The organism is Streptomyces sp. NPDC056479 (assembly GCF_042795335.1).
Taxonomy (GTDB): Bacteria; Actinomycetota; Actinomycetes; order Streptomycetales; family Streptomycetaceae; genus Streptomyces.
The window spans coordinates 567024-592099 of sequence record NZ_JBHTRZ010000006.1; the positions used below are offsets into that span (position 1 = coordinate 567024).

Sequence of the window (25076 nt, forward strand, 5' to 3'; positions counted from 1 at the left end):
ACGACGACGGTCACCGACGACCGGGTGGCCGTCCAGCGCGAGGGTAACCCTGGGGTGCGGGAAGACCGGGAGATTGTCGATCACCTGTGACACCGAAGGCCGCTTCCCGGCACCGGTCGGCGCTCTCAGACGAGCGCCCGCCCCAGCACATAGACCACCGGCGCCGCGGCGGCCAACGGCAGCGCCACACCCGCGGTGAAGTGAACGAACCGAGACGGATAGTCGTAGCTCGCCACCCGGTGGCCGATCAGCGCACACACCGCCGCGCCGCCACCGAGCAGCGCCCCACCGGTCCCCACCCCGGTGATCGCACCGACCACAGCACCCGCGCCTACGCCCACGAGCAACGCGCCCGCCACGGACGCCACGGTCGGCAACGGCAACGCCCGCACCACGACCGCGACGGCGATCGCCACCGCGCCCACGGTCACCGCATCCGCCTCCGCCGCGAGGTAGCCGGCCGCGACGATCGCCAGCGCCGCCGACGCCACCGTGGCCATCAGCCCGTACATCCGCTCATCCGGATCGGCGTGCGACCGCAGCTGAAGAACCAGCGTCAGCAGCACCCAGACACCCAGCGTGCCGAGGATCGCCGCCGGCGCACGGTCCGCGACGAGCAACGCCACGTCCGCCGTCAGCGCCCCCGCGAAGGCGAGCGCGATGCCCTGCCGGGCGGGCCACATGCCGTTCAGCCGGAACCAGCCCGCCGCCGTCAGCGCCTGCAGGGCGACGAGCGGTACGAGGAGGGCGTACGACCCGATGGCCGCCGACACCGAGAGCAGCAGCCCCAGCAGCGCGGTGAGCCCGGCCGGCTGCATCCCCGGCTCGATGATCGGGGAACGGCCTTCGAGCCGCGCCCGCTGGGCGTCCGTGATCCGGGAGTTCCCGGCGACGGTCGCGGGGCCGTAGGAGGGATCGTCTCCCTGCTCGGCCTCCGCCTCCGCGCCGGACCGGGGCGCCTGCGCCTGCGGATGGGGCTGGTGCTGCTGCTGGGGTTGGACATACGGCTGCCCGGTCTGCCCCTGCGGCACCCCGTCCCAGCCCCCCGCCTGATACCCCGACGCTTGGCCCTGATACCCGGCCTGGTCCTGGTGCCCGGTGACGTAGGGTCCCGCCGCCGCCCCCGTCTGCGGGGGCAGATAGGCCGTCTCGTCCGCCGCGGGCGGCGCGGTCTGCGGCTGTACCTGGGTCTCCCAGGTCTGCCCCTGCCACTGCTGCGTGTACTGCTGGGCGGCCTGCGGGTCGTCGTACGACTGCTGCTGTGCGGGCCACCCCTGCGGCGGCGTCTGCCGCTGGTAGGGGTCGTATCCCTCGTGCCCCTGCTGGGCCCCCTGATAAGGGGTCCCGCCCTCATACGGCTGGTTGGTCATCTCACCCTCCTGCGAACGGCGGGAGCACCTCGACCGTGCCGCCGTCGGCCAGCCGTACCGTCTCATGTCCGCGGGTGCCCACGGGGTCACCGTCGATGAGGAACGAGCATCGCCGCAGTACGCGCGTCAGTTCCCCGGGGTGTCGCGCACGCACCGCGTCGAGCGCCTCGGCGAGCGTGTCCGCGTCGTACGGCTCCTCGGCGACCCCGGCGGCGGCCTTCGCGGCGGCCCAGTAGCGCACCGTGACCTTTGCCATCTGGTTCCTCAATCGATCGACGTGATCACCGCCGGGAAGTCAGGACGTCGGGAAGCGATGGCGGTGAGCATCGCCCAGGCTAGCCCGCCCGGCCGGCCGCCCAGTCCCCGATCCGGGCCAGCAGTTCCTCGGAGGCCGCGTGCTCGGCGTGCCCCATGCCGGGCTCCAGCCAGAGTTCGCCGTCGTCACCGGCCGCTTCGGCGAGCATGCGGGGGTGGTCGAGGGGGAAGTAGCCGTCCAGTTCGCCGTGCACGATCAGCAGCGGTGTGGGCGCGATCCTCGGGACGGCTTGCACCGGAGACATCGGCACCGGGTCCCAGCCGCGGTGATGGATCCGGGTACGGAATCCGTAGCGGCCCACCAGGCGCCCCTCGGGCCGGGTCACCAGCCAGTGCAGCCGGCGCATGGGGGGAGTGCCCCGGTAGTACCAGCGTGCGGGCGCGCTCACCGACACCACCGCGTCCGTGTGCGCCCCGTCCCCTCCGGCGCCGCCCTCCTTCTCGCCGTACAGCGCCGCGTGCCGCAGCACCACCGAGCCGCCCATGGAGAAGCCGACGGTCACCACGCGCGTGTGCCCGAGCTCGCGGGCCCAGCGCACCGCCGCCGCCAGGTCGAGCACCTCGCGGTCGCCGACCGTCGAGCGCCCGCCGGACGCACCGTGCCCCCGGAAGGAGAAGGTGACGACGGCCGCGTGCCGGTTGAGGGCCGCGACCACCCGTCGTACATGTGGCCGGTCCACGTCGCCCGTGAAGCCGTGGGCGACGACGAACGCCAGGTCACCGGCAGATGGACGCGAGGCGTCGTATACGACCGTGCCCGGGTCGTATACGGAATCGATCGCCACCCCGTCGTCGGTGGCCAGAATCGTCCGCAAAGGTGTACGTCTGGCCGTCTCACAGTTCGGACGAACCGTCGATCGTGCCACATGACCTGCCGCGCCAGCGCCCATGTCGGCTATTCTGCTGGACAGAGGACTCGGGCAGCGTAGCCCCCGGGTCCTTTTGTGCTTTCGGACGCGTTGTATACGAAGCGGGAAACTCCAGGTGACCGCCGGTGTACGGGCCCCCCGGGATCGCAGAGCAGGTGACGTACCCCACACGTCCTCGCAGGGACCGAGGAGGAACCAGACGTATGAGTTCACTGCTGCTCCTGACCAATGCCCTCCAGCCGTCGACGGAGGTGCTCCCGGCACTCGGCCTGCTGCTGCACAACGTGCGCGTGGCTCCGGCGGAGGGCCCCGCCCTCGTCGACACCCCGGGCGCCGACGTGATCCTCGTCGACGGCCGCCGCGACCTGCCCCAGGTGCGCAGTCTGTGTCAGCTGCTGCGGTCGACCGGTCCGGGCTGTCCGCTCGTCCTCGTGGTGACCGAGGGCGGCCTCGCCGCCGTCACCGCCGACTGGGGCATCGACGACGTACTGCTGGACACCGCGGGTCCGGCCGAGGTGGAGGCGCGGCTGCGGCTCGCCATGGGCCGCCAGTCGATCGTCAACGACGACTCCCCCATGGAGATCCGCAACGGCGACCTGTCGGTCGACGAGGCGACCTACTCCGCGAAGCTCAAGGGGCGGGTCCTCGACCTCACCTTCAAGGAGTTCGAGCTCATCAAATACCTCGCCCAGCACCCGGGCCGCGTCTTCACACGCGCCCAGCTGCTCCAGGAGGTATGGGGCTACGACTACTTCGGCGGCACCCGGACGGTCGACGTCCACGTACGACGTCTGCGCGCGAAGCTCGGCCCCGAGCACGAGTCGCTGATCGGGACCGTGCGGAACGTCGGTTATCGATTCGTTACGCCGGAGAAGGGCGACCGGTCCGGCGACGAGGCCAAGGCCAAGGCGGCCCCGGCAAAGCCGGAGGATGCGGACGAGGCGGGCGTCCTTGACGGCGTCGAGCTCCGGGCCGAGGCATAGAAAGGCTCAATCGGCGCCCGGCCGGGGCGCCACCGGCGTCGCATTCGCACAGAAGGGTGACGGCAGGGCGGCAAGGGACCTCCTTCACGCCCTGCCCAGAGCGGGTCCATCCGCGTAGACTCCGCGCGTGGCCAAGGTGACTCGCGATGACGTCGCGCGACTGGCAGGGACTTCGACTGCTGTCGTCAGCTACGTCATCAACAACGGACCCCGGCCGGTCGCCCCGGCCACGCGCGAGCGTGTCCTCGCCGCGATCAAGGAACTGGGGTACCGGCCCGACCGGGTCGCCCAGGCGATGGCATCGCGGCGCACGGATCTCATAGGCCTGATCGTGCCGGACGCGCGCCAGCCCTTCTTCGGGGAGATGGCGCACGCGGTCGAGTGGGCGGCCGCCGAGCGCGGAAAGATGGTTCTCGTCGGCAACTCCGACTACGTCGGCGAGCGCGAGGTCCACTATCTGCGCGCCTTCCTCGGCATGCGCGTCTCGGGGCTCATCCTCGTCTCCCACGCGCTGAACGACATGGCCGCCGCCGAGATCGAGGCGTGGGACGCCCGGGTCGTCCTTCTCCACGAGCGCCCGGAGGCCATCGACGACGTCGCCGTCGTCACCGACGACCTCGGTGGCGCCCAGCTCGCCGTACGCCACCTCCTGGAGCACGGCTACGAGTACGTCGCCTGTATGGGCGGCACCGCGGAGACCCCGGCGGTCGGCGACCCGGTCTCCGACCACGTCGAGGGCTGGCGGCGCGCGATGGCGGAGGCGCGGATCCCCACCGAGGGGCGGCTCTTCGAGGCGCCGTACAACCGCTACGACGCGTATCGCATAGCGCTCGAAGTGCTCGCCGGGCCGCAGCGGCCGCCGGCGATCTTCTGCTCCACGGACGACCAGGCGATCGGTGTGCTGCGGGCGGCGCGCGAGCTGCGGATCGAGGTACCCGGAGAGCTGGCGGTCGCCGGGTTCGACGACATCAAGGAAGCGGCGCTGGCCGACCCTCCGCTCACCACCATCGCGTCGGACCGGTCGGCGATGGCCCGGGCCGCGGTGGACCTGGTGCTCGATGACGGGTTGCGGGTGGCCGGGTCGCGGCGGGAGCGGCTGAAGGTGTTTCCCTCGCGGTTGGTCGCGCGGCGGTCGTGTGGGTGTCTCTGAGCGCTGAGGGCGGCTCTCTGAAGCTTGTCTGAGAGAGCTCGTCTCCGTGCGAGAACCGCCTTTATATCGGGCATACGACCTTCTGCCGGGCTTCTCAGTCGGCACTCAGGAAGCTCTCATGGTCGGGCGACAAGCTCATTGCCATGACCGAGAGCTTCCGCCGCAGCGGCGATCACGAGAACCCGTACCAGGGCGCCCAGCAGCATGCCTCCTCGCCCGTGAACCCGGAGTGGCCGCCCCCGCCGGCCTACCGGCCGACGGCCCAGGCCGACGCAGGCGCCGGAGCCGGTGCCGGCGGCGGAGCCCCCACCGCTCTCCTCGCCGAGCCGGTCGCCCACCCGCCGAGGTCGCGGCGCCGGCCCCGCGGACCGGTCGCCCTGCTCGCCGCCGTGGCGATCGTCGCCGCGGCGATCGGTGGCGGCACGGCGTACGGCATCCAGGAGCTCACCGGCAGCGACACCGTCGCCACCTCCAGCTCCACCAGCGCCAATGTCGTCCCCTCCAGCCAGAAGGGCACGGTCTCCGGCGTCGCCAAGGCGGTCAGCCCGAGCATCGTCGAGATCAGCGCCCAGTCCAACGCCGGTTCCTCCACCGGCTCCGGCGTGATCATCACCGGTGACGGCGAGATCATCACCAACAACCACGTCGTCTCCGGCGCCTCGACGGTCAAGGTGACGACCAGCGACGGCAAGGAGTACACCGCCGAGGTCGTCGGCACCGACAGCAGCAAGGACCTCGCGCTGATCAAGCTCAAGAACGCCTCCGGGCTGACGGCGGCCACCCTCGGCAACTCCGACGGTGTCCAGGTCGGCGACGAGGTCGTGGCGATCGGCTCGCCCGAGGGTCTGACCGGCACCGTCACCAGCGGCATCGTCTCCGCGCTCAACCGTGACGTGACCGTCTCCACGGACGAGGGCCAGCAGCAGGGGGGCGGCGGCAACGGGCAGTGGCCCTTCGAGTTCGGCGGTCAGCAGTTCAACGGCGACACCGGCTCGTCCACGACGACGTACAAGGCGCTCCAGACCGACGCGTCCCTGAACCCCGGCAACTCCGGCGGCGCGCTGATCGACATGAACGGCAACATCATCGGCATCAACTCGGCGATGTACTCGGCCGCCGGTTCCAGCTCGTCCGACGCGGGCAGCGTGGGCCTCGGCTTCGCGATCCCGATCAACACCGTCAAGGCCGACCTGGCCACGTTGCGCTCGGGCGCGCAGAACTGAAGGAGCACGTCATGATCCAGCAGATCGAGCACTCCGCGACCGGCGTGGGTCCGGCCGACCTCGCCCTGGCCCTCGCCGTCGCCGGTTCCCTGCACACCCCGACGGCTCCGGCCCGGGCGCCGGAGCTGGCGACCGCCCGCCCGCGCACGGGTCGCCGGACCGCCGCCGCCCGCGGCCGTCGCGGGACCGTACGCGGCTGAGAAAGCCGAGAATCATGCGAGGCTGAAGGCGTTCAGCCGCTCAGTCCCCTGTCCCACCGCACCCGAGGATCCCGAGCCCATGAGCCCCGCCGATGGCGACCGTGACCCCCAGCGCATCCTGATCGTCGACGACGAGCCGGCGGTGCGCGAAGCACTTCAGCGCAGCCTCGCCTTCGAGGGGTACGACACCGAGGTCGCGGTCGACGGCGCGGACGCCCTGGAGAAGGCCACCGCCTACCGGCCCGACCTCGTGGTCCTCGACATCCAGATGCCCCGCATGGACGGCCTGACCGCGGCCCGCCGCATCCGGGGCGCCGGTGACACCACACCGATCCTCATGCTGACGGCCCGCGACACGGTCGGCGACCGCGTCACCGGGCTGGACGCCGGGGCCGACGACTACCTGGTCAAACCCTTCGAACTGGACGAACTCTTCGCCCGGGTCCGCGCGCTGCTGCGCCGCAGCTCGTACGCGGCGGCGGCCGGTGCGGGCCAGGTGGAGGAGGACGAGGCACTGACCTTCGCCGACCTGCGCATGGATCTCGCTACGCGGGAGGTCACGCGGGGTGGGCGGCCGGTGGAACTGACCCGTACGGAGTTCACGCTGCTGGAGATGTTCATGGCGCATCCGCGCCAGGTCCTCACCCGGGAGCAGATCCTGAAGGCGGTGTGGGGCTTCGACTTCGAGCCCTCGTCCAACTCCCTCGACGTGTACGTCATGTATCTGCGCCGCAAGACCGAGGCGGGTGGTGAGCCGCGGCTCGTGCACACGGTTCGGGGCGTGGGGTACGTGCTGCGGCAGGGTGGGGCGGAGTGAGGAAGGTACTGCGCCGCTTCCGGTCGCTGCCGATCCGCTCCCGGCTGGCGATGCTGGTGGCGGCGGCGGTGGCGTTCGCGGTGGCGGCGGTTTCGGTGACTTGTTGGTTCATTGTGCAGGGGCGGCTGTACGACCAGGTGAACGACGACCTGGAGCAGGCCGCGCGGATGAAGCCCGGTCAGTGGATGGAGTTGCAGAACGCGCTCACCAACTGCACCGAGTCCCCGGAGACCACGAAGCCTTTCCGGAACCTGTACACCCAGGTCGTCAAGGCGGACGGGACGCCCTGTGTCACCGACGACTCCATCGGCGCGATCAAGGTGACCGAGGCCGACAAGGACGTGATCAAGAACGGGCCGTCCAGCGAGGGTGTCATCCACGACGGCACGGCCGAGGACGGAACCCCGGTACGGGTCATCACCGTGCCACAGCCCGCGCAGGACCCCGGGACGGGGGAGCAGTCCTACCTCGCAATCAGCATCGCGGTGTCGCTGGAGGGCACCAAGTCCACCCTCAACGACCTCGCCCTGATCCTCCTCCTCGTCTCCGGCGTAGGAGTGATCGGCGCCGGCGCCGCCGGCCTCGCCGTGGCCCGCGCGGGCCTGCGCCCCGTCGACAAGCTCACCGAGGCCGTCGAACACGTGGCCCGCACCGAGGATCTCAGCGTGCGCATCCCCGTGGAGGACGAGGCCGAGGACGAGATTGCCCGCCTCTCCCGCTCCTTCAACTCCATGACCTCCTCCCTGACCAGCTCCCGCGAGCTACAGCAACAGCTCATCGCGGACGCCGGCCACGAGCTCCGCACCCCCCTCACCTCGCTCCGCACCAACATCGAGCTCCTCACCCGCAGCGAGGAGACCGGCCGCCCGATCCCCGAGGCCGACCGCAAGGCCCTCCTGGCCTCGGTGAAGGCCCAGATGACCGAACTGGCCTCCCTCATAGGGGACTTGCAGGAGCTGTCCCGCTCGGAGGGCCAGCGCGGCGAGCGTGTCCAGGTGATCTCCCTGGAGGACACGGTCGAGGCGGCGCTCCGCCGGGCCCGGCTCCGCGGCCCGGAGCTGACGATCACCGCCGACCTCCAGCCCTGGTGGGTAAGGGCGGAACCGGCCGCCCTGGAGCGCGCGGTGGTCAACATCCTCGACAACGCCGTGAAGTTCAGCCCCGAGGGCGGCACGATCGAGGTCGCCCTGCACGACGGCGTCCTGACCGTCCGCGACCACGGCCCCGGCATCCCCGCCGACGAACTCCCCCATGTCTTCGACCGCTTCTGGCGCTCGCAGAGTGCGCGCGCGTTGCCCGGCTCGGGCCTGGGCCTGTCCATCGTGGCCCGCACGGTCGAGCAGGCGGGCGGCCAGGTCACCCTCTCCCAGGCGGAGGGCGGCGGCACGGTGGCTGCGGTACGGCTGCCGGGGGCGCCCACGGCTCCGCCCGAGGTGCCGTAGGTCGCTCGGGCGGCCGTTCGGCCGAGGGCCGGGTGAAGTGCGGGCTGGATCTCGCCACAGCCGGGGGACCGGCAACCTTTCCGTCAGGCGTGGCGACTGATCCGCGGACCATCCCCCATGGAACGGATCACCCCATGACCGACCACCCAAGCAAGCCCCGCCACCGCAGAAGCACAGGCAAGTCCGCCCTCGCCGTCGGGATCCCCCTCACCCTGGCCGTCGCCGGCGCCCTCGCCTACGGCACCGATCTCGGTCTCCTCGGTGTCGGTGCGCAGCAGAAGGCCTCCGCCGCCACCGCCGCCGCGCCCGCCTGGGCAAGCGCGGTCGCGGATGGGTTCGCCTCCGTCAACTCCCTCGGGCAGAACGGGACTTATGGAGGGCGGGACGGTCAGATCGTGACCGTCAGGACGCAGGCCGAGCTGGAGAAGTACGCGACCGCCGCCGAGCCGTACGTCATCGTCGTGGCCGCCGCCATCAACATGAACCCGGTCGGGAAAGAGATCAAGGTCCAGTCGGACAAGACCATCGTGGGGTCCGGGACGTCCGGGCACATCGTCGGCGGTGGGTTCTTCCTCGGGGCCGGTGTGCACAACGTGATCATCCGGAACCTCACCATCCGGGACGCGTACCAGGGCGTGTGGAACGACAAGGACCATGACTTCGATGCCGTTCAGATGGACGGCGCGCATCACGTGTGGATCGACCACAACGATCTGCGGCACATGGCCGACGGCCTCATCGACGTCCGCAAGGACAGCACGAACGTGACCGTGTCCTGGAACAAACTGAGCGACGACAACAAGGCCTTCGGGATCGGGTGGACGGACAACGTCGTCACCGACATCACGATCCACCACAACTGGATCCGCGAGACCGAGCAGCGCAACCCCTCCACCGACAACGCCGCCCACGCGCACCTCTACAACAACTTCCTGGAGGACGTGGCCGGCACCGACATCAAGTCGTCGTACGGCAACTACTCGCGCGGGAAGACGGCGATGGTCCTGGAGAACTCCTACTTCCAGGGCATGAACAACCCCGTCATCAAGGACTCCACCGCCACCCTCGTCCAGCGCGGCAACGTCTTCTCGGGCACCAGCGGCCGTAACGAGAGCGGCGGCACCGCCTTCGATCCGAAGGCGTACTACTCGTACTCCCTGGACGCGGCGGCCGGGGTTCCCGCGCTGCTCAAGTCCGGTGCCGGACCGCGCAGTTCCATCGGTACGACGGTGGCCGCCAAGGCCGCCGCGACCACCCTCACCGTCGCCAAGGACGGCAGCGGGCAGTACACGACCGTGCAGGCGGCCGTGGACGCCGTACCGGCGAGCAACGCCTCGCGGGTCGTCATCGCCGTCAAGCCGGGCACGTACCGCGAGACGGTGAAGGTGCCCGCGAACAAGCCGCACATCACCCTCCAGGGGACCGGCGGCAGCCGTAGGGACACCGCCATCGTCTACAACAACGCGGCCGGTACGCCGAAGCCCGGTGGCGGCACATACGGCACCTCCGGCAGCGCCACCGTCGCCGTCGAGGCCGATGACTTCCAGGCCCGTAACCTGACGATCTCCAACGACTTCGACGAGAAGGCGAACCAGAGCCTGAGCGGTCATCAGGCCGTGGCCCTGCGCACCGCGGCCGACAAGGTGTTCCTCGACGGCGTCATCGTCGACGGCGACCAGGACACCCTGCTGCTCGACACGGCCGCGAAGGACAGGCTCGGCCGGGTCTATGTCGCGAACTCCTACGTCATGGGCAACGTCGACTTCATCTTCGGCCGGGCCTCGGCGGTGATCGACCGTTCCGTCATCACGTTGAAGAAGCGCTGGGACGGCAGCTCGCTCGGCTATGTCACCGCGCCCAGCACACCCGCCGACCGCAAGGGCATCCTGATCGCCAACTCGGCCGTGAGCGGCGACGTCTCCGCGTCGAGCTTCTTCCTCGGCCGCCCCTGGCACGCGGGCGGTGACGCGGCCCTCGACCCCCAGACGACGGTCCGCAACACCACCCTCGGCGCGGCGGTCAAAGCCACGCCCTGGTCCGACATGAGCGGCTTCTCCTGGAAGGACGACCGCTTCGCCGAGTACAGGAACTCCGGCCCCGGGGCCGGTTCGGCGAGCTCCGACCGGCCCCAGCTGACCGACGCGCAGGCGACGGGGCAGGAGGTCGCGGACTGGCTCGGGAACTGGACGCCCACGGCCTCCTGAGGAGCCGCGGTGGTGCGGAAGGTCAAGACGGACGCGGGCGAACACCAAGAGCAGACCAACGGTCGATCATGAGTTCCCCGCGTCCGGCCATGATTCAGCAACGTGAACAGATGTATGAAGTCTCGAGCGTACGTTCCCAGGCGTGAACGCTGATAGATCAGTCGGCGCCGAGCCGACCGCAGCATCCGCCCACACGCGGTTCGCCCTCCCCTCTCCCGCCCGCCGCGCACTCCTGCGGGCCGGGCTGACCGGGGCCGCGGCACTGGGGGCCACCGCCGCCCTCGGCACCGCCCCCGCCTCCGCCACCCCCACGACCACCGCCCGGCACCGGCCGGGCACCCCCGACGAAGCCCTGCGTGAGCTCGCCGCGGGCAACCGGCGCTGGCGCACCTTCCGCCAGCGGCATCCGAACGAATCGCCCGCCGTACGACAGAGTCTGACGTCCAGTCAGCATCCGTTCGCCGTCGTCCTCGGCTGCATCGACTCGCGCGTACCGCCGGAGCTGGTCTTCGACCAGGGCCTCGGTGACCTGATGACCGTGCGCTCCGCGGGCGAGGTGCTGGACGAGGCCGTGCTCGGCAGCGTCGCCTACGGTGTGCTCGAACTGGACATCCCGCTGGTGCTGGTGCTCGGGCACCAGTCGTGCGGTGCCGTGAAGGCCGCCGTCGCCGCGGACGAGAGCGGCGAGCGGTTGCCGGCGCACATCCAGTACATCGCCGACCGAATAGCCCCGAACATAGACCGCACGAAGGAGGGGGACGCCCGCGTCGACTCGACCATCGACGTCAACGTCCGGGCCGTCCGCGCCGCCCTCGCCGCCGAGCCGGACCTCGCCGCGAAGATCGCCACCGGTGAACTCGCCGTCGCCGGCGCCCGCTACGAGCTGACCGACCAGCGCGTCCACCGCCTGGCCTGACACCCGCGCGTGAGCGGGTACGGGACCGGTCCTTCCGGACTGACGGCGGCCCCGTACCCGTACCCGCTCACATCCTCAGCACCAGCGTGTCCTCGGGCGCCGGTCCCGCGAGATGCGCGTACGTCCCCCGCCGCGCCACCAGTTCCGCGTGCGTCCCCGCCTCCACCAGCCGGCCGTCGTCCACGACCAGCACCCGGTCCGCGTCCGGCGCCAGGCTCAGGTCGTGGGTGATCAGGATCGTCGTACGGCCGGACATCAGGCGCCGCAGGGGCTGTACGACCTGGCGGGCGGCCACCGAGTCGAGGCCGGCCGTGGGTTCGTCCAGGACCAGGACGGGCGCGGCGCGCAGCATCGCACGGGCGATCGTGATCCGCTTCAGCTGGCCGCCGGACAGGGCCGCCGTGCCGGGGGCGATGGGGGTGCCGTACCCCTCGGGGAGCGCGGCGATGAAGTCGTGGGCCGCCGCCGCGCGCGCCGCCCGCTCGATGTCCGCCTCGCTCGCGCCGGGGCGGCCGCACTCGATGTTGTCGCGAAGGGTGCCGTTGAGGATCAGCGTCTCCTGGGGCAGCAGGGCGACGTTGTCGCGCAGGAACTCCAGTCCGAGGTGCGGCAGCGGTACGCCGTCCAGGGTGATCACGCCCGATACCGGGTCGTAGAAGCGGGTGAGGAGCTTGGCCGTCGTCGACTTGCCCGCGCCGGACGGGCCCGTGACGACGATCAGCTCGCCGGGGCCCGCCGTGAAGGTCAGGTCGCGCAGCGACTCCCTGGCCGCCCCGGGGTAGGCGAAGGACACTCCGTGGAAGCCGACCCAGCCCCTGACCGGCCACTTCGCCACCGGCTCGGCGGGGTCGGCGACGGCCGGCTCGGCGTCCAGGATCTCGCCCAGGCGCTGGGCGCCGGCGGTGGCGGCGGTGAGGGTGAGGCCGAGTTGGCCGAGATTGCGGATCGGCGGGTAGAGGTGGCCGACGAAGGCGGCGAAGGCGAGGAGTTGGCCGAGGGTCATGCGGTCGGCCGAGATCTCCCACACGCCGAGGCCGATGACGGCCAGCACACAGATCGTCTCGACGACCTCGACGAACTGCTCGTACATCTCACTGAGCCGCGCACCGCGCACCGACGCCTTCATCCAGGCGCGTGCCTCACGGTCGAGCAGCTTCTCCTCGGCGCGACGGCGGTTGTACGCCTGGGTGAGCACGACGTTGCCCAGTGACTCCGCCACCACCGAGGTGATCCCGCCGTCGGCGACCCGCTCGTCCTGCGAGGCGGTGCGGATACGGCTGGAGAAGCGGCGGGCGGCCAGCAGGAACAGGGGCGCGAGCACAAACGTGGCGAGGGCCAGGTCCCAGCGCAGATACAGGGCCGTCGCCGAGTAGAAGAGCGCCGAGAACACCGCCGCGACCGTGCCGGCCACACCCGAGACGACCATCTCCTCGATGGCCTCGACGTCCCCGGTGAGCCGCTCGACCAGGTCGCCCTGCCGGTGCTGCTGGAAGAAGTGCGGCGGCATGTCCTGCACGTGCCGGAACACCTTCGCGCGCAGCCGCAGCACAAATCTCTCGGCGGTCCAGGTGGCCAGCGAGTTGCCGAGGTAGCCGACGAGCGCACCCAGCGCGGCGACGCCCAGCCAGGCCGCCGCCGGACCCCAGAACGCCGACACCGAACCGGCCTTCAGCGCGTGGTCGGTGAGTTCGGCGAACAGCAGGATCGAAGCGGTCTCGGCCAGCGCGGCCACCACCACACAGGCCACGATGACGGCCAGCCACCTGCGGTCCCCGCGGGTCAGCGGCCAGAACCGGCGGAAGGCCGTACGCACTTCCCTCATGCTCGAGCCCCTTTCATGCTCAAGTCCTTTTCGCGGTCATGTCCCTTTCCCGGACATGACGGAGGCGGGGCCCCGGAGCCCGAGCGCTCCGGTGACCCCGCCTCGTCCGCCGGCGTCAGCCCTTGTGCGCGACCGGGCGTCGCTTCGGCGCGGCCTTCTTCGCGGGAGCCTTCCTCCTGGGCGCCGGGGCGGGCTTGCCGGACTTCTTGACGGGGGCGATCCTGTGGAAGCTCATGGCTAATTCCTCTCCAATTCGCAGGGCTTTTTACAGCTCGCTCATATGTCGCCGTACTACTGCGGGATCAGCACTTACCGGATACCGGGCGCCGCTTCGGAGTCTGCTTCTTCTTCGGCTCCGGGGCCGGGGCAGCGGGCTTGCGCGTCTTCTTGACCGGGGCGACCTTGTGGAAGCTCATCATGTTCTCCTTCGTTTCGGTGCCGATCGCTTTCGTCGTTCGCTTTCGACATGGAAAACATTACGGGACCCCGAACCCGAAAATCGCCAATTCCGCTGAGACCTCTATTAATTGCGCCTGAGAGGGTTTTTCAGAGGATTCCCGGAACCAATCCGCGCCTTACACAGAATTCATTACGGACGTCCCACCGCCAGATCCGACCCTTCCAGCCGCACCCTGATCCCGTCCTTCTCCACCCGCACGTCCCGCAGCCGCAGTTGCCCGCTCGGCGGCTCGGGCAGGCGGAAGGCCAGGGAGAGCCGGTCGACGAGGACCGGGCGGGTGAGGCGGGGCAGAGCGTCGAGGAGGGCGGGGTCGAAGCCCAGGAGGGACAGGAGCCGGGGGTGGTCCAGGGCCAGGTCGATGAGGTTCAGACGCATGGCCTGGCGGACGAAGCGGGGGGTGCCGATCAGGTCGGTCAGCTTGGACTCGTTGCGCAGAGCCTCGCGGACCACGTGGTCGGGCACTCCCAGGCGCCGTACCACCGACGGGATGGACAGCAGCGCCTTCGCCTTGCGGGTCTCGTGCGCGAGCCGGGCCGCCGACACCCGGCTCAGGTGCAGGCCCTGGGCCGCACGGGCACCGGGGCGGTATGTGGCCAGGTCTCCTATGTCCAGACGCATACCGCCGATGTGGGTGGCGATGCCGCGGTCGCCGTCGCGCAGGATGCGGGCCTCGGCGCGCAGCCGGAGGTCGTGCCCGGCGACCGGCAGGGTGCCGCGCGCCCGGACGCGGTCACGGCCCTCTCCGGTGAACGTCACCTGGGAGGCGCCGAGTTCACGGTTCAGGTCGGCGAAGGAGAGCAGGACGTCGCCCTCCAGACGGGGGACGTCGGCGCCGCGCACCGAGACGGGACCGTCGGTGTCCAGCCGCACGTCTCTCGCCGTCGCGGTCACCTGGGCCAGCGAAACCCGGGCGGCGGCCACGTCGGGGACGGTCACCTTGACCGAGTCCAGCCGCTCGTCGGCGAGTTGGGTGAGGAAGGGGAAGCCGCCGATCTCCACCTCGGGAGCGGCCGAGAGGTGCAGCCGGGTCTTGAGATCGTCCGCCGCTCTGCGCTCGGCGTAGAGGAGGGCCCAGCGGTCGGCGAGGCCGAGGAAGGCGGCGAGGACGACGAGACCGACCACGGCCTTCATCGCGAACGGCAGGCCCGCCAGCCGGCCGCGCCGCTTGCGCCGGCCGTTGCGGCGGTGGTTGGGCGGGGCCCAGGGATCGTCCTGGGCCTCCGCCACTTCTGTGTCCTCGACGAGGAATTCATCCAGCGGACCTCGGTCCAGACTGCCGAGTTCTTCGTAGGGGTTTGCATAGGGATGCGCCGTTATGTGGTGGGGGGAACGCATCGGCCCATCCGACCATGCGCACGCCCCCCCACCCGCAACCTCTACCGGAGGTTTGCGATCTAGTTCACGCCACTTCACGAAGTACTGCGTTGAACTACCGCGCTGAACTACTGCACGACGGTGATCCGGTTCGCCGCCGGCGGGGCGATCGGGTTCGTGGCCGAGGAGTTGGCCGTCAGGTACTTCTCCAGCACCGTCAGGTCGTCCGTGCCCACCAGGTCGTTGGTGCCCTGGCCCAGCGTCGGGAAGCCGTCGCCGCCGCCCGCGAGGAAGTTGTTCATCGCGACGCGGTAGGTGGCCGTCGGGTCGATGGCCGCACCGTTCAGCTTGATCGAGTCCGTCACCACACGGTCCGCGCCCGACTTCGTCAGGTCCAGCGTGTACGTCAGGCCCGAGGAGATCTGCAGGACCTTCGGCGAGGCCGCGTTCGTGCCGCTCACCTGCTCCTTCAGCACCTGGATCAGCTGTGCGCCGGTGAGGTCCTGGAGGTTCAGGGTGTTGGAGAACGGCTGCACCGTGAAGCCCTCGGCGTAGGTCACCACGCCGTCGCCCTCGGCGCCCTTGGCCGCGAAGGTCAGCGGCGCCCGGATGCCGCCGGGGTTCATCAGCGCCAGGTCCGTCTCCGGGTCCAGCTCCTTGCCGTACGCCAGCTGCGCGTCGGCGATCAGGTCGCCGAGCGGGGACTCGGTGCCGGTGCTCGGGATGTCGGCGGATATGTGGCCGATCGCGCGGTTGCCGATGGGCGCCGCGAGGGTGTTCCACTGCGAGATCAGCGAGGTCATGTCGGGCGCCTTGGCGACGTCCCGGGTGACCACGTGGTTCGCGGACTTCACGGCCGTACGCGCGATGTCGCCGGTGAAGCGGTCGTACGTCAGCGTGGTGTCGGTGTAGAGCCGGCCGAAGGACGCGGCCGAGGTGACCATGCGGGGCTTGCCCGACGGGTCCGGGATCGTGCAGACGTAGGCCGCGTGCGTGTGGCCCGTCACCAGCGCGTCCACGGACGGCGTGATGTTCTTGGCGATGTCGGCGATCGGGCCGGAGATGCCGTCGCCCGCGCCCGGGGAGTCGCAGTTGTAGTTGTACGCGCCCGAGGCCGGGAGGCCGCCCTCGTGGATCAGCGCGACGATCGACTTCACGCCCTGGCGCTGGAGCACCTTGGCGTACTTGTTGATCGTCTCGACCTCGTCCTTGAACTTCAGACCCTTGACGCCCTCGGCGGAGACGACGCCCGGGGTGTCCTCCAGGGTCACGCCGATGAAGCCGACCTTGACGTCCCGCTTCTTCCACACCCAGTAGGGCTTGAGGATCGGCTTGCCGGTCTTCTCGTTGAGGACGTTCGCGGCGAGGTAGGGGAAGTCGGCGCCCTCGAACTCCTTGTCCGTGTAGCAGCCGGCCGTCGGGTGGCAGCCGCCGTTCTGCAGGCGGGCCAGTTCCTTCGGGCCCTCGTCGAACTCGTGGTTGCCGACCGAGGTGACGTCCAGGTCGAGCTTGTTCAGCGCGTCGATGGTGGGCTCGTCGTGGAAGAGGCCCGAGATCAGCGGCGAGGCGCCGACCATGTCGCCGCCGGCCGCGGTGATGGAGTACTTCTCGCCCTCGCGGGCCTGGCGCAGGTGGGTGGCGAGGTACTCCACGCCGCCCGCGTCGATGGTCTTCGTCGTGCCGTCCGCCTGGAGCTCGGTGACCCGGCCGGAGGAGCCGGCCGGCGGCTCCAGATTGCCGTGCAGGTCGTTGAAGGACAGCAGCTGGACGTCCTGGTAGCGGTTGTAGTGGTGACCGCCGTGCTTCTGTGAGCTCTCCCCCGCCGACGCCGTCGCGGGAATCGCCGCGGCCAGCGCGCCCGCGGTGGCGAGCGCGGCGGCGCCCGCGACGAGTGCGTGCGTACGGCGTCTGCGGTGCTGGTGGGATGTGGCTGACATCCGCCCCCCTGTGGGTCGTAAGTGACATGGCCCCGTCGGGCGGTCAGCCTAGAGTCAACGCGCGTAGCGCGACAGGGGGTTCGTGGTTACAGCCTGGTTGCTTCTGAGGGTGCCGCCGACCTTGATTCCGTGCCGGGACATTGCCGGTGCCGCCCCTTACCCTCGTACGCATGACCAGCGACGACACCGCACATCCGCTCCCCGTCCGTTCCATCGAGACCTACTCCGCGCTCTCCCCCGAGCTGACCGAGGCCGTACTGGAGCTGCTGGCGGATGCCGCCCGGAACGACGGGCAGCAGGCGGTGTCCGAGCAGGGCCGGCTGCAACTGCGCGGCGGCGAGCGCGAGGGTGTCTCGCATCTGCTGCTGAATGTCGCCGGTGAACTCGTCGGCTACGCCCAGTTGGAGGACACCGACCCGGTGGAGGCACCGGCCGCCGAACTCGTCGTCCACCCCTCGCACCGCGGCCACGGCCACGGCCGCGCGCTGGGCTCGGCCCTGCTCGCCGCGTCCGGCAAGCGGCTGCGGGTGTGGGCCCACGGCGGCCACTCCGCCGCCCGCCATCTCTCCCAGGTGCTCGGCCTCACCCTGTTCCGCGAACTGCGCCAGATGCGCCGCCAGCTGGCGGATCTGAACCTGCCGGACCCGGTGCTCCCCGAGGGCGTCACGGTCCGCACCTTCGTGCCCGGCCAGGACGACACGGCCTGGCTCGCGGTGAACGCCGCCGCCTTCGCCCACCACCCCGAGCAGGGCTCCCTGACCCAGCGCGACCTCGACGACCGCAAGGCCGAGCCGTGGTTCGACGCGGCCGGGTTCTTCCTCGCCGAGCGGGGCGGCGATCTGATCGGCTTCCACTGGACGAAGGTCCACGCGGAGCAGGGGCTCGGCGAGGTGTACGTCCTCGGCGTGCGACCGGGCGCGCAGGGCGGCGGCCTGGGCAAGGCCCTGACGACGATCGGGCTGCGGCATCTGGCGGCCCAGGGGCTGCCGACGGCGATGCTCTACGTCGACGCGGACAACAAGGCGGCGGTGTCGGTGTACGAGCGGCTGGGGTTCACGACGTACGAGACGGACCTGATGTACCGCACGGAGACCTGATACCCGGTACAGATACCCGACATAACTCCTGTAAGGGGCGGCGATCTTGACGCCGCCCCTTTCTTTGCACCACCCTTTCACTACTCAATTAGTGAAAGGGTGGTGGAACGGATGGTCGACTACCGCATCGACCGGCGCTCCGGCGTCGCCACCTACGTGCAGATCGTCCAGCAGACCAAACAGGCCCTGCGCCTGGGCCTGTTGGAACCGGGCGACAAGCTGCCGACGGCCCGCGAGGTCGTCGAGGCGACCGCCATCAACCCCAACACCGTGCTCAAGGCCTACCGCGAACTGGAACGCGAGGGCCTGGTCGAGGCACGGCGAGGGCTGGGCACGTTCGTGCGGCGCGGGCTGAACACCGCGCCGGCCGACTCGCCACTGCGCGCCGAACTGGACGCGTGGGCCCTGCGGGCCCGCGAGGCCGGGCTGGACCGCGACGACGTGGACGCTCTCTTCACTTCGGTACTGGAAACGCACTTCAAGGGGGACGAGTCATGACCGAGACCGCCATGGAGGCGGCCGCGCTGGGCAGGACGTTCGGGCGACGGCGCAAGGCGGCACTGGACGGGTGCGCCTTCCGGTTGCCTGCGGGCAGCGTGTGCGCCGTCGTCGGGCCGAACGGCGCCGGCAAGTCGACCCTGCTCTCGCTCGCCGCCGGGCTGCTGCGCCCCACCGAGGGCACGATCACCGTCCTCGGTGGGGCCCCGGCGACGGTGCGCGAGCGACTCGCGTACGTCGCCCAGGACAAGCCCCTGCACCCGCAGCTCACCGTCACCGACACCCTGCGCTTCGGCCTCGAGCTGAACCCCGGCCGCTGGGACGCGAAGGTCGCCCAGCGGATCGTCGACGAGGGCGAACTCGACCCGGACGCCAAGATCCGCACCCTCTCCGGCGGCCAGCGCACCCGCGTCGCGCTCGCCCTCGCCCTCGGCAAGCGCCCCGAACTGCTGCTGCTGGACGAGCCGATGGCCGACCTCGACCCACTGGCCCGGCATCAACTGATGGCCACGCTCATGGCCGACGCCGCCGAGCACGGAACCACGGTTGTCATGTCCTCGCACGTCGTGGCCGAGCTGGACGGCGCCTGCGACCACCTCCTGCTGCTCGGCGCCGGCCGCGTCCGTCTCTCCGGACCGCTGGACGAGGTGCTCGCCGCACACCGGCTCGTCACCGGCCGGGCCGACGCGTCCCTGGACCCGCACACCGTGATCGAGTCCCGCACCACGGGCCGTCAACTCACCGCCCTCGTACGGCCGAACGGCCCCCTCGACAACGCCTGGCAGAGCACCACCCCGACCCTGGAGGAGCTGGTCCTCGCCCACCTGCGCGATCCCCAGGCCCCGGCCCTCCGCCTCGACGACGTACGGGAGGCCGCGGTATGACCGCCGTGACGACCATCGAGACGTCCACCGCCGCCGCCGCGCCCTCCCGGGGCCCGCGCGGTCTGCTCTGGACGATGCTGCGGGTGCACCGCTCGGCACTGTGGTTCTGGGTGCTGCTGGCCGCCTTCGGCGCGGGAACGCTGCTGTGGGCGTACGGCCCGGGCTCGGACGCCGCCTGGGCCGCGTTCCACAAGATGGGGTGCGACTCGGGGCAGCCGGTCCTGGGCTGCGACGACGTCGGCCCCGCCACCACCCGCTACGACACCGCCGGCGGCCTCGGCGCCGGAGTGCTCGGCCTCGTCCCGTTCCTCGCCGCGGCCTGGGCGGGCGCGGCGCTGATCGGGCGCGAACTGGAGAACGGCACGGCCCAGTTGGCGTGGACGCAGTCCGTCACCCCGGCCCGCTGGCTGGCCGCCAAGCTCGCCGTCCCGGCCGCCCTGCTCACCGCCGGCACGCTCGTGCTCACGCTGCTGCACCGCCTGATGTGGTCGGCGGACGGTCCGCTGCGCGCGGCGACGGGCTCGCGGGACTGGTTCCAGGGCACCACCTTCGAGGCCAACGGCACCCTCGCCACCGCCTACGCCCTGCTCGGCCTCGCCGTCGGCGTCCTCGCCGGCCTGCTCCAGCGCCGCGCCCTGCCCGCGCTCGGCACGGCGGTCCTCGGCATGGCCATCCTCTCGAGCGCGATCGTCTCCCTGCGCCCGCACCTGTGGCCGGTGGAGACGCTCGTGAACAAGCACGAGTACCCCGAGTACATCGGCATGGTCCTCGGCGACGGCGCGCTCACCTCCACCGGCGCCCGCGTCCCGGACCCCATCTGCGTCGACGACGCCAAGTGCCTCGCCGACCACGACATCGTCGGCTTCTACCGCGACTACCACCCCTCGTCCCACTTCTGGCCCCTTCAGCTGGTGGAGACGGGCATCGTCCTCGCGGTGGCGGCCCTGGCGGTGCTGATCGCCTTCCGGCTGCTGAAGCGCCGTACCGGAGCCGCCGTATGACCGCCACACTCACCGCGACGACGGCCCCCGCCGGCCGGCGGTCAGCGCGTCCGCGCGGGCTGACCTGGAGCGTTCTGCGGCTGCACCGCACGGCGCTGGTCTTCTGGGGCCTGGCGCTGACCGGCGCCGTGGCCGTGCTGGTCTGGATGTACGCCATCGGCGACGAGGCCCGCCGGGGCGACGTCCCGTGTGTCACGCCGGCCCGTGACGGCTTCTCCGGCTGCGCGGGCATCGAGTCGATGACCGTCGACGACGTCTACTCCAGCTGGATGGAGCTGGTGACCACCGCCCAGGCCTACGCGATCTTCCCGGTGGCCGTCTGGGCAGGCGCCGCACTCGTCGGACGCGAGCTGGAGAGCGGCACCGCACGGCTGGCCTGGACCCAGTCGGTCACGCCGGCCCGCTGGCTGGCCGCCAAGCTCGCCGTGCCGGCCGCCCTGCTCACCGCCGGCACCGCCGTGGTCGTACCGCTGCTCCGGTGGGCACGGCAGGCCGGCGACCCCGCCCTGGCCGGGGAGTGGTACTACCCGGACGTCTTCGTCGCCATCGGGCCCACCGCCGTCGCGTACCCCTTGGCGGGCCTCGCCCTCGGCGCGCTCGCCGGGCTGCTGCTGCGCCGGGCCCTGCCCGCCGCCGGGGTGGCCTTCGCGGCCGTGCTCGTCCTCTACCTCGCGATGGAACGCCTCCGCGAGGACCTCTGGCCCAAGGTCACCCGCACCGGGACCGGTGACCTCTCGCCGCCCCCCTCGACCTTGGTCGCGGACTGGCACGCCTCGACCGCGGACGGCGTCCGGCACATCCGGATGACGTACCACCCCCCGTCCCACTTCTGGCCGCTCCAGTACGTCGAGACCGGCCTCCTTCTCGCCCTGACCGCCGCCGCGGCGCTCACCGCCTTCGCGGTACTGCGCCGCCGCACCCCCTGAGAACCGAACGCACGTCCCTCCGCGGGGGGAGGGACGTGCGGTCTGGACAGATGTCCGGACACGTAGACGTCCGCGAGCCGCCCCCCGCTATCCCACACGCCATGTCTCCGTAACCATTGGTTCAGACGGACTTGCGACCCTCGGCCAATGACCGCCGCCGTGCCAGAGCCTTCGCCGCCCCCGGAGGGGAACGCGAGGAACGGGGACGCACGACGCCTCCCCGCGACGCTCCCACCTGCGCGCTCCGACGCGCCCATAAGCCGCGAGGCGCGGAACAATGGGCATATGAGCCAGTCCAGGAACGCCCAGTCAAAGGTCCAGCACGAGCAGCCCTCCGTGGGCTCCATCGCGGCACACCGACCGCACACGGTCACCTCGGCAGTGGTCTCCGAACTGGAACCGGACATCGACGCCGACCTCGACGCGTACGAGGTCTCCGAGATCGACGGCGTCCAGCTGCCCCAGGGCCGCTTCCTGGACCGGGAGCGCAGCTGGCTCGCGTTCAACGAACGTGTCCTCGAACTCGCCGAGGATCCGAACACCCCGCTCCTGGAGCGGGCGAACTTCCTGGCGATCTTCGCGAGCAACCTGGACGAGTTCTTCATGGTCCGGGTGGCCGGACTGAAGCGCCGTATCGCGACCGGTGTCGCCACCCGGTCCGCGTCCGGCCTCCAGCCCCGCGAGGTCCTGGAGATGATCTGGGCCCGCTCCCGCGAGCTGATGGCCCGGCACGCCGCCTGCTACCACGAGGACGTCGCCCCCGCGCTCGCGGAGGAGAGCATCCACCTGGTCCGCTGGAACGAGCTGACGGAGAAGGAGCAGGCCCGCCTGTTCACCCTGTTCCGGCATCAGATCTTCCCGGTCCTGACCCCGCTGGCGGTCGACCCGGCGCACCCGTTCCCGTACATCTCCGGCCTGTCGCTGAACCTGGCCGTACGGGTCCGCAACCCCGTCTCCGGCACGCCGCACTTCGCCCGCGTCAAGGTGCCGCCGCTGCTCTCCCGCTTCCTGGAATCCTCCCCGGGCCGGTTCGTCCCGCTGGAGGACGTGATCGGGGCGCACCTGGAGGAGCTGTTCCCGGGCATGGAGGTGCTGGAGCACCACGCCTTCCGGGTCACCCGCAACGAAGACCTGGAGGTCGAGGAGGACGACGCCGAGAACCTCCTCCAGGCCCTGGAGAAGGAGCTCATGCGGCGCCGCTTCGGGCCGCCGGTGCGCCTGGAGGTCGAGGAGAACATCAACCAGGAGGTCCTGGACCTGCTGGTGCGCGAGCTGAAGATCAGCGAGGCCGAGGTCTACCCGCTCACCGGCCCCCTGGACCTCACCGGCCTCTTCCGCATCGCCTCCATCGACCGGCCCGAGCTGAAGTACCCGAAGTTCGTCGCGGGCACCCATCGCGATCTCGCCGAGGTCGAGTCGGCGTCCGCGCCGGACATCTTCGGCGCCCTGCGCAACCGGGACGTGCTGCTGCACCACCCGTACGACTCGTTCTCCACCTCCGTGCAGGCCTTCCTTGAGCAGGCGGCCGACGACCCGGACGTCCTCGCGATCAAGCAGACCCTGTACCGCACCTCCGGCGACTCCCCGATAGTCAACGCGCTCATCGACGCCGCCGAGGCCGGCAAGCAGGTCCTCGTCCTGGTGGAGATCAAGGCCCGCTTCGACGAGCACGCCAACATCAAGTGGGCGCGCAAGCTGGAGGAGGCCGGCTGCCATGTGGTCTACGGCCTCGTCGGCCTGAAGACCCACTGCAAGCTGTCGCTGGTGGTCCGCCAGGAGGGCGAGACGCTGCGCCGGTACAGCCACGTCGGCACCGGCAACTACCACCCGAAGACGGCACGGCTGTACGAGGACCTGGGTCTGCTGACGGCCGACCCGCAGGTCGGCGCGGACCTGTCCGACCTGTTCAACCGGCTGTCCGGCTACTCGCGCCGGGAGACCTACCGACGGCTGCTGGTCGCCCCCAAGTCCCTGCGCGACGGCCTGATCTCGCGGATCAACAAGGAGGTCCAGCACCACCGTGCCGGGCGTCCCGCCCACATCCGCATCAAGGTCAACTCAATAGTCGACGAGGCGATCATCGACGCCTGCTACGCCGCGTCCCAGGCGGGCGTACCGGTCGACATCTGGGTCCGCGGCATCTGCGCGATCCGCCCGGGCGTGACCGGACTGTCGGAGAACATCCGTGTCCGCTCGGTCCTCGGCCGCTTCCTCGAACACTCCCGGGTCTTCGGCTTCGGCAACGGCGGCGAACCCGAGGTGTGGATCGGCAGCGCCGACATGATGCACCGCAACCTCGACCGCCGTATCGAGGCCCTGGTCAGGGTCACCGACCCGGCCCACCGCGCCGCGCTGAACCGGCTCCTGGAGACCGGTATGTCGGACACCACCGCGTCCTGGCACCTGGGCCCGGACGGCGAGTGGACCCGGCACGCTACGGACGCGGAAGGCCAGCCCCTGCGCAACGTCCAGGAGATGCTCATAGACGCCCGGAGGCGCCGGCGTGGCACAGCAACACCTTGATCCGACGGACCCCACGACCCAGGTCGTGTCAGGGGACGCCCTCGCGGGCTACCTGCGCGCCCAGGCCACGGAGTTCCTCCGCGCCCTGCGCCTGCACCGGGAGACCGGTGGCGACGCGGGTACCCCCGCTCGAACGAAGTCGCGCGCGGGGGACGACGGCTCGGGGGAGTCCGTCGACGCAGCACGGGCGCTACGGCGCTCGGCCCGCCGTATCAGCGCCAGCCTGCACACGTTCCGTCCGCTGCTGGACGCCGACTGGTCGGAGGCCATCCGCCCCGAACTGGCCTGGCTGTCGGGCACCCTGGCACTGGAGCACGCCTGCGCGGCCCGCCTGGAACGCCTGCTGCTGGCGCTGCACCGGCTGTCCGGAGCGACGGTGCTGCCTTCGCAGACGGGCGTGCCCGGCATGCCCGGGGCGGCATCCGGCGCGCAGAAAGCGGCGGCGGGCGACACCGGCCCGCCGACCCACCCGGCGGCCACCCCGGAACGCGGCAACCTCACGGTGGGCGCGGCCAAAGCGGGCGCCCTCCTCGAACGCCAGCTGACCCTGGCCCGGACCCGGGCCCACTCGACGGCCCTCCAGGCCCTCGGGAGCAGCCGCTTCCACGCCGTCGCCGACAGCATCGCCGTACTGGCCAGCGAGGTCCCCCTCACCCCGGCCGCGGCCACCGCCGATCTGCGCCCCCTCGCGGCCGCCGCCCAGGAGCGGCTCACCGACGCGGTGGCGGCGCTCCCGCTGGTGACCGCGGGCAGCCCGTACAACGCCGAGGCCCTGATCCACGGCCTGTCCCCGGACCCGGCCCCGCATCCGCAGGACGCCCCCTGGCACCAGGTCCGCCTGCTGCTGCGGCTGCACCGCTACGCCCGTGAGGTCCTCTACAGCGACAACGCCCCGGTGGACGTACGGCTCCTCGCGGCCGGCCAGTCCCTCAACCGGCACCGCGACGCCTCCGAGGCGGCGGCCGCCGCGGCACAGGCGGCCCGCACCCCGCGGATCGCCCCGGCGACGGCGTACGCCCTCGGCGTGCTGCACGCCGACCAGCGGCACGAGGTGGAGGCGGCGCGGTTCGCGTTCCAGCAGTCCTGGCAGATGCAGACAGTGGGCACGCCCTAGCAACCCCCAGC

21 protein-coding genes are annotated in these 25076 nt (G+C 71.1%); 15 read left to right on the forward strand and 6 right to left on the reverse strand.

Annotation, left to right across the window (positions count from 1 at the left end; translation table 11 throughout):
* Positions 1-125: 125 nt before the first annotated feature.
* The 3 genes from ACFQ6S_RS26100 to ACFQ6S_RS26110 form a co-directional block, all read right to left on the reverse strand.
* Positions 126-1370, reverse strand: a complete 1245-nt coding sequence (locus ACFQ6S_RS26100) for a hypothetical protein (protein WP_383414362.1) — start codon at positions 1368-1370, stop codon at positions 126-128.
* Between the two features lies 1 nt (position 1371).
* Positions 1372-1626: a MoaD/ThiS family protein gene (locus tag ACFQ6S_RS26105; protein WP_383414364.1), complete on the reverse strand. Its 255-nt coding sequence runs from the start codon at positions 1624-1626 to the stop codon at positions 1372-1374.
* Positions 1627-1705: 79 nt separating this feature from the next.
* On the reverse strand, positions 1706-2575 hold the full coding sequence (locus ACFQ6S_RS26110) for an alpha/beta hydrolase (protein WP_383414367.1): 870 nt from the start codon (positions 2573-2575) through the stop codon (positions 1706-1708).
* Between the two features lie 182 nt (positions 2576-2757).
* Between ACFQ6S_RS26110 and ACFQ6S_RS26115 the strand changes: the two genes are divergently transcribed.
* The 8 genes from ACFQ6S_RS26115 to ACFQ6S_RS26150 all read left to right on the forward strand — a co-directional run bounded on the left by ACFQ6S_RS26115 (position 2758) and on the right by ACFQ6S_RS26150 (position 11489).
* Complete coding sequence (locus tag ACFQ6S_RS26115; RefSeq protein ID WP_383414369.1) at positions 2758-3537, forward strand: winged-helix domain-containing protein; 780 nt, start codon at positions 2758-2760, stop codon at positions 3535-3537.
* Positions 3538-3664: 127 nt separating this feature from the next.
* Positions 3665-4687: a LacI family DNA-binding transcriptional regulator gene (locus ACFQ6S_RS26120; protein WP_383414372.1), complete on the forward strand. Its 1023-nt coding sequence runs from the start codon at positions 3665-3667 to the stop codon at positions 4685-4687.
* Between the two features lie 143 nt (positions 4688-4830).
* Complete coding sequence (locus ACFQ6S_RS26125; RefSeq protein ID WP_383414375.1) at positions 4831-5910, forward strand: S1C family serine protease; 1080 nt, start codon at positions 4831-4833, stop codon at positions 5908-5910.
* Positions 5911-5921: 11 nt separating this feature from the next.
* Entirely contained in the window at positions 5922-6110 is a 189-nt protein-coding gene (locus tag ACFQ6S_RS26130; RefSeq protein WP_383414379.1) for a hypothetical protein, read from the forward strand.
* A gap of 79 nt (positions 6111-6189) precedes the next feature.
* Positions 6190-6927 (forward strand): response regulator transcription factor, encoded by a 738-nt coding sequence (locus ACFQ6S_RS26135; RefSeq protein WP_383414382.1) that lies wholly within the window; start codon positions 6190-6192, stop codon positions 6925-6927.
* Positions 6924-8369, forward strand: a complete 1446-nt coding sequence (locus ACFQ6S_RS26140) for a sensor histidine kinase (RefSeq protein WP_383414384.1) — start codon at positions 6924-6926, stop codon at positions 8367-8369. Before ACFQ6S_RS26135 ends, ACFQ6S_RS26140 begins: the two co-directional genes overlap by 4 nt.
* A 134-nt stretch (positions 8370-8503) precedes the next feature.
* Complete coding sequence (locus ACFQ6S_RS26145) at positions 8504-10573, forward strand: pectinesterase family protein (protein ID WP_383414387.1); 2070 nt, start codon at positions 8504-8506, stop codon at positions 10571-10573.
* Between the two features lie 142 nt (positions 10574-10715).
* Positions 10716-11489, forward strand: coding sequence for a carbonic anhydrase (locus tag ACFQ6S_RS26150; RefSeq protein WP_383414390.1), 774 nt, complete (start codon positions 10716-10718; stop codon positions 11487-11489).
* Positions 11490-11556: 67 nt separating this feature from the next.
* On the opposite strand, the gene ACFQ6S_RS26155 is transcribed toward ACFQ6S_RS26150, so the two are convergent.
* The 3 genes from ACFQ6S_RS26155 to ACFQ6S_RS26165 form a co-directional block, all read right to left on the reverse strand.
* Positions 11557-13311, reverse strand: coding sequence for an ABC transporter ATP-binding protein (locus ACFQ6S_RS26155; RefSeq protein WP_383414392.1), 1755 nt, complete (start codon positions 13309-13311; stop codon positions 11557-11559).
* A 589-nt stretch (positions 13312-13900) separates the two neighbouring features.
* On the reverse strand, positions 13901-15106 hold the full coding sequence (locus ACFQ6S_RS26160; RefSeq protein WP_383414395.1) for a DUF2993 domain-containing protein: 1206 nt from the start codon (positions 15104-15106) through the stop codon (positions 13901-13903).
* 107 nt (positions 15107-15213) lie between these two features.
* A complete protein-coding gene (locus tag ACFQ6S_RS26165) occupies positions 15214-17022 on the reverse strand; it encodes a bifunctional metallophosphatase/5'-nucleotidase (protein ID WP_383414398.1) in 1809 nt (602 codons plus the stop codon).
* Between the two features lie 170 nt (positions 17023-17192).
* On the opposite strand from ACFQ6S_RS26165, the gene mshD reads away from it, so the two are divergent.
* From mshD to ACFQ6S_RS26200, 7 genes are all read left to right on the forward strand, one after another.
* Positions 17193-18119, forward strand: a complete 927-nt coding sequence (mshD, locus tag ACFQ6S_RS26170; RefSeq protein ID WP_383414401.1) for a mycothiol synthase — start codon at positions 17193-17195, stop codon at positions 18117-18119.
* A gap of 111 nt (positions 18120-18230) precedes the next feature.
* Positions 18231-18617 carry a GntR family transcriptional regulator gene (locus ACFQ6S_RS26175; RefSeq protein ID WP_383414404.1) on the forward strand — a complete coding sequence of 129 codons (387 nt, stop codon included), beginning with the start codon at positions 18231-18233 and terminating at the stop codon, positions 18615-18617.
* Positions 18614-19501 carry an ABC transporter ATP-binding protein gene (locus tag ACFQ6S_RS26180; protein ID WP_383414407.1) on the forward strand — a complete coding sequence of 296 codons (888 nt, stop codon included), beginning with the start codon at positions 18614-18616 and terminating at the stop codon, positions 19499-19501. Before ACFQ6S_RS26175 ends, ACFQ6S_RS26180 begins: the two co-directional genes overlap by 4 nt.
* Positions 19498-20502, forward strand: a complete 1005-nt coding sequence (locus tag ACFQ6S_RS26185) for an ABC transporter permease (RefSeq protein ID WP_383414410.1) — start codon at positions 19498-19500, stop codon at positions 20500-20502. Before ACFQ6S_RS26180 ends, ACFQ6S_RS26185 begins: the two co-directional genes overlap by 4 nt.
* On the forward strand, positions 20499-21428 hold the full coding sequence (locus ACFQ6S_RS26190; protein WP_383414412.1) for a hypothetical protein: 930 nt from the start codon (positions 20499-20501) through the stop codon (positions 21426-21428). Before ACFQ6S_RS26185 ends, ACFQ6S_RS26190 begins: the two co-directional genes overlap by 4 nt.
* A gap of 147 nt (positions 21429-21575) precedes the next feature.
* A complete protein-coding gene (locus ACFQ6S_RS26195) occupies positions 21576-23951 on the forward strand; it encodes an RNA degradosome polyphosphate kinase (protein WP_383414415.1) in 2376 nt (791 codons plus the stop codon).
* Complete coding sequence (locus ACFQ6S_RS26200) at positions 23932-25065, forward strand: CHAD domain-containing protein (RefSeq protein WP_383414418.1); 1134 nt, start codon at positions 23932-23934, stop codon at positions 25063-25065. Before ACFQ6S_RS26195 ends, ACFQ6S_RS26200 begins: the two co-directional genes overlap by 20 nt.
* The last annotated feature ends 11 nt before the right edge of the window (positions 25066-25076 follow it).

Excerpts from the sequence above, each read along its gene's own strand:
- ACFQ6S_RS26100 (WP_383414362.1), bottom strand. The coding sequence starts at position 1,370 with ATGACCAACCAGCCGTATGAGGGCGGGACCCCTTATCAGGGGGCCCAG.
- ACFQ6S_RS26105 (WP_383414364.1), bottom strand. The coding sequence starts at position 1,626 with ATGGCAAAGGTCACGGTGCGCTACTGGGCCGCCGCGAAGGCCGCCGCC.
- ACFQ6S_RS26110 (WP_383414367.1), bottom strand. The coding sequence starts at position 2,575 with ATGGGCGCTGGCGCGGCAGGTCATGTGGCACGATCGACGGTTCGTCCG.
- ACFQ6S_RS26115 (WP_383414369.1), top strand. The coding sequence starts at position 2,758 with ATGAGTTCACTGCTGCTCCTGACCAATGCCCTCCAGCCGTCGACGGAG.
- ACFQ6S_RS26125 (WP_383414375.1), top strand. The coding sequence starts at position 4,831 with ATGACCGAGAGCTTCCGCCGCAGCGGCGATCACGAGAACCCGTACCAG.
- ACFQ6S_RS26130 (WP_383414379.1), top strand. The coding sequence starts at position 5,922 with ATGATCCAGCAGATCGAGCACTCCGCGACCGGCGTGGGTCCGGCCGAC.
- ACFQ6S_RS26135 (WP_383414382.1), top strand. The coding sequence starts at position 6,190 with ATGAGCCCCGCCGATGGCGACCGTGACCCCCAGCGCATCCTGATCGTC.
- ACFQ6S_RS26145 (WP_383414387.1), top strand. The coding sequence starts at position 8,504 with ATGACCGACCACCCAAGCAAGCCCCGCCACCGCAGAAGCACAGGCAAG.
- ACFQ6S_RS26155 (WP_383414392.1), bottom strand. The coding sequence starts at position 13,311 with ATGAGGGAAGTGCGTACGGCCTTCCGCCGGTTCTGGCCGCTGACCCGC.
- ACFQ6S_RS26160 (WP_383414395.1), bottom strand. The coding sequence starts at position 15,106 with ATGCGTTCCCCCCACCACATAACGGCGCATCCCTATGCAAACCCCTAC.
- ACFQ6S_RS26165 (WP_383414398.1), bottom strand. The coding sequence starts at position 17,022 with ATGTCAGCCACATCCCACCAGCACCGCAGACGCCGTACGCACGCACTC.
- mshD (WP_383414401.1), top strand. The coding sequence starts at position 17,193 with ATGACCAGCGACGACACCGCACATCCGCTCCCCGTCCGTTCCATCGAG.
- ACFQ6S_RS26175 (WP_383414404.1), top strand. The coding sequence starts at position 18,231 with ATGGTCGACTACCGCATCGACCGGCGCTCCGGCGTCGCCACCTACGTG.
- ACFQ6S_RS26180 (WP_383414407.1), top strand. The coding sequence starts at position 18,614 with ATGACCGAGACCGCCATGGAGGCGGCCGCGCTGGGCAGGACGTTCGGG.
- ACFQ6S_RS26185 (WP_383414410.1), top strand. The coding sequence starts at position 19,498 with ATGACCGCCGTGACGACCATCGAGACGTCCACCGCCGCCGCCGCGCCC.
- ACFQ6S_RS26190 (WP_383414412.1), top strand. The coding sequence starts at position 20,499 with ATGACCGCCACACTCACCGCGACGACGGCCCCCGCCGGCCGGCGGTCA.
- ACFQ6S_RS26195 (WP_383414415.1), top strand. The coding sequence starts at position 21,576 with ATGACCGCCGCCGTGCCAGAGCCTTCGCCGCCCCCGGAGGGGAACGCG.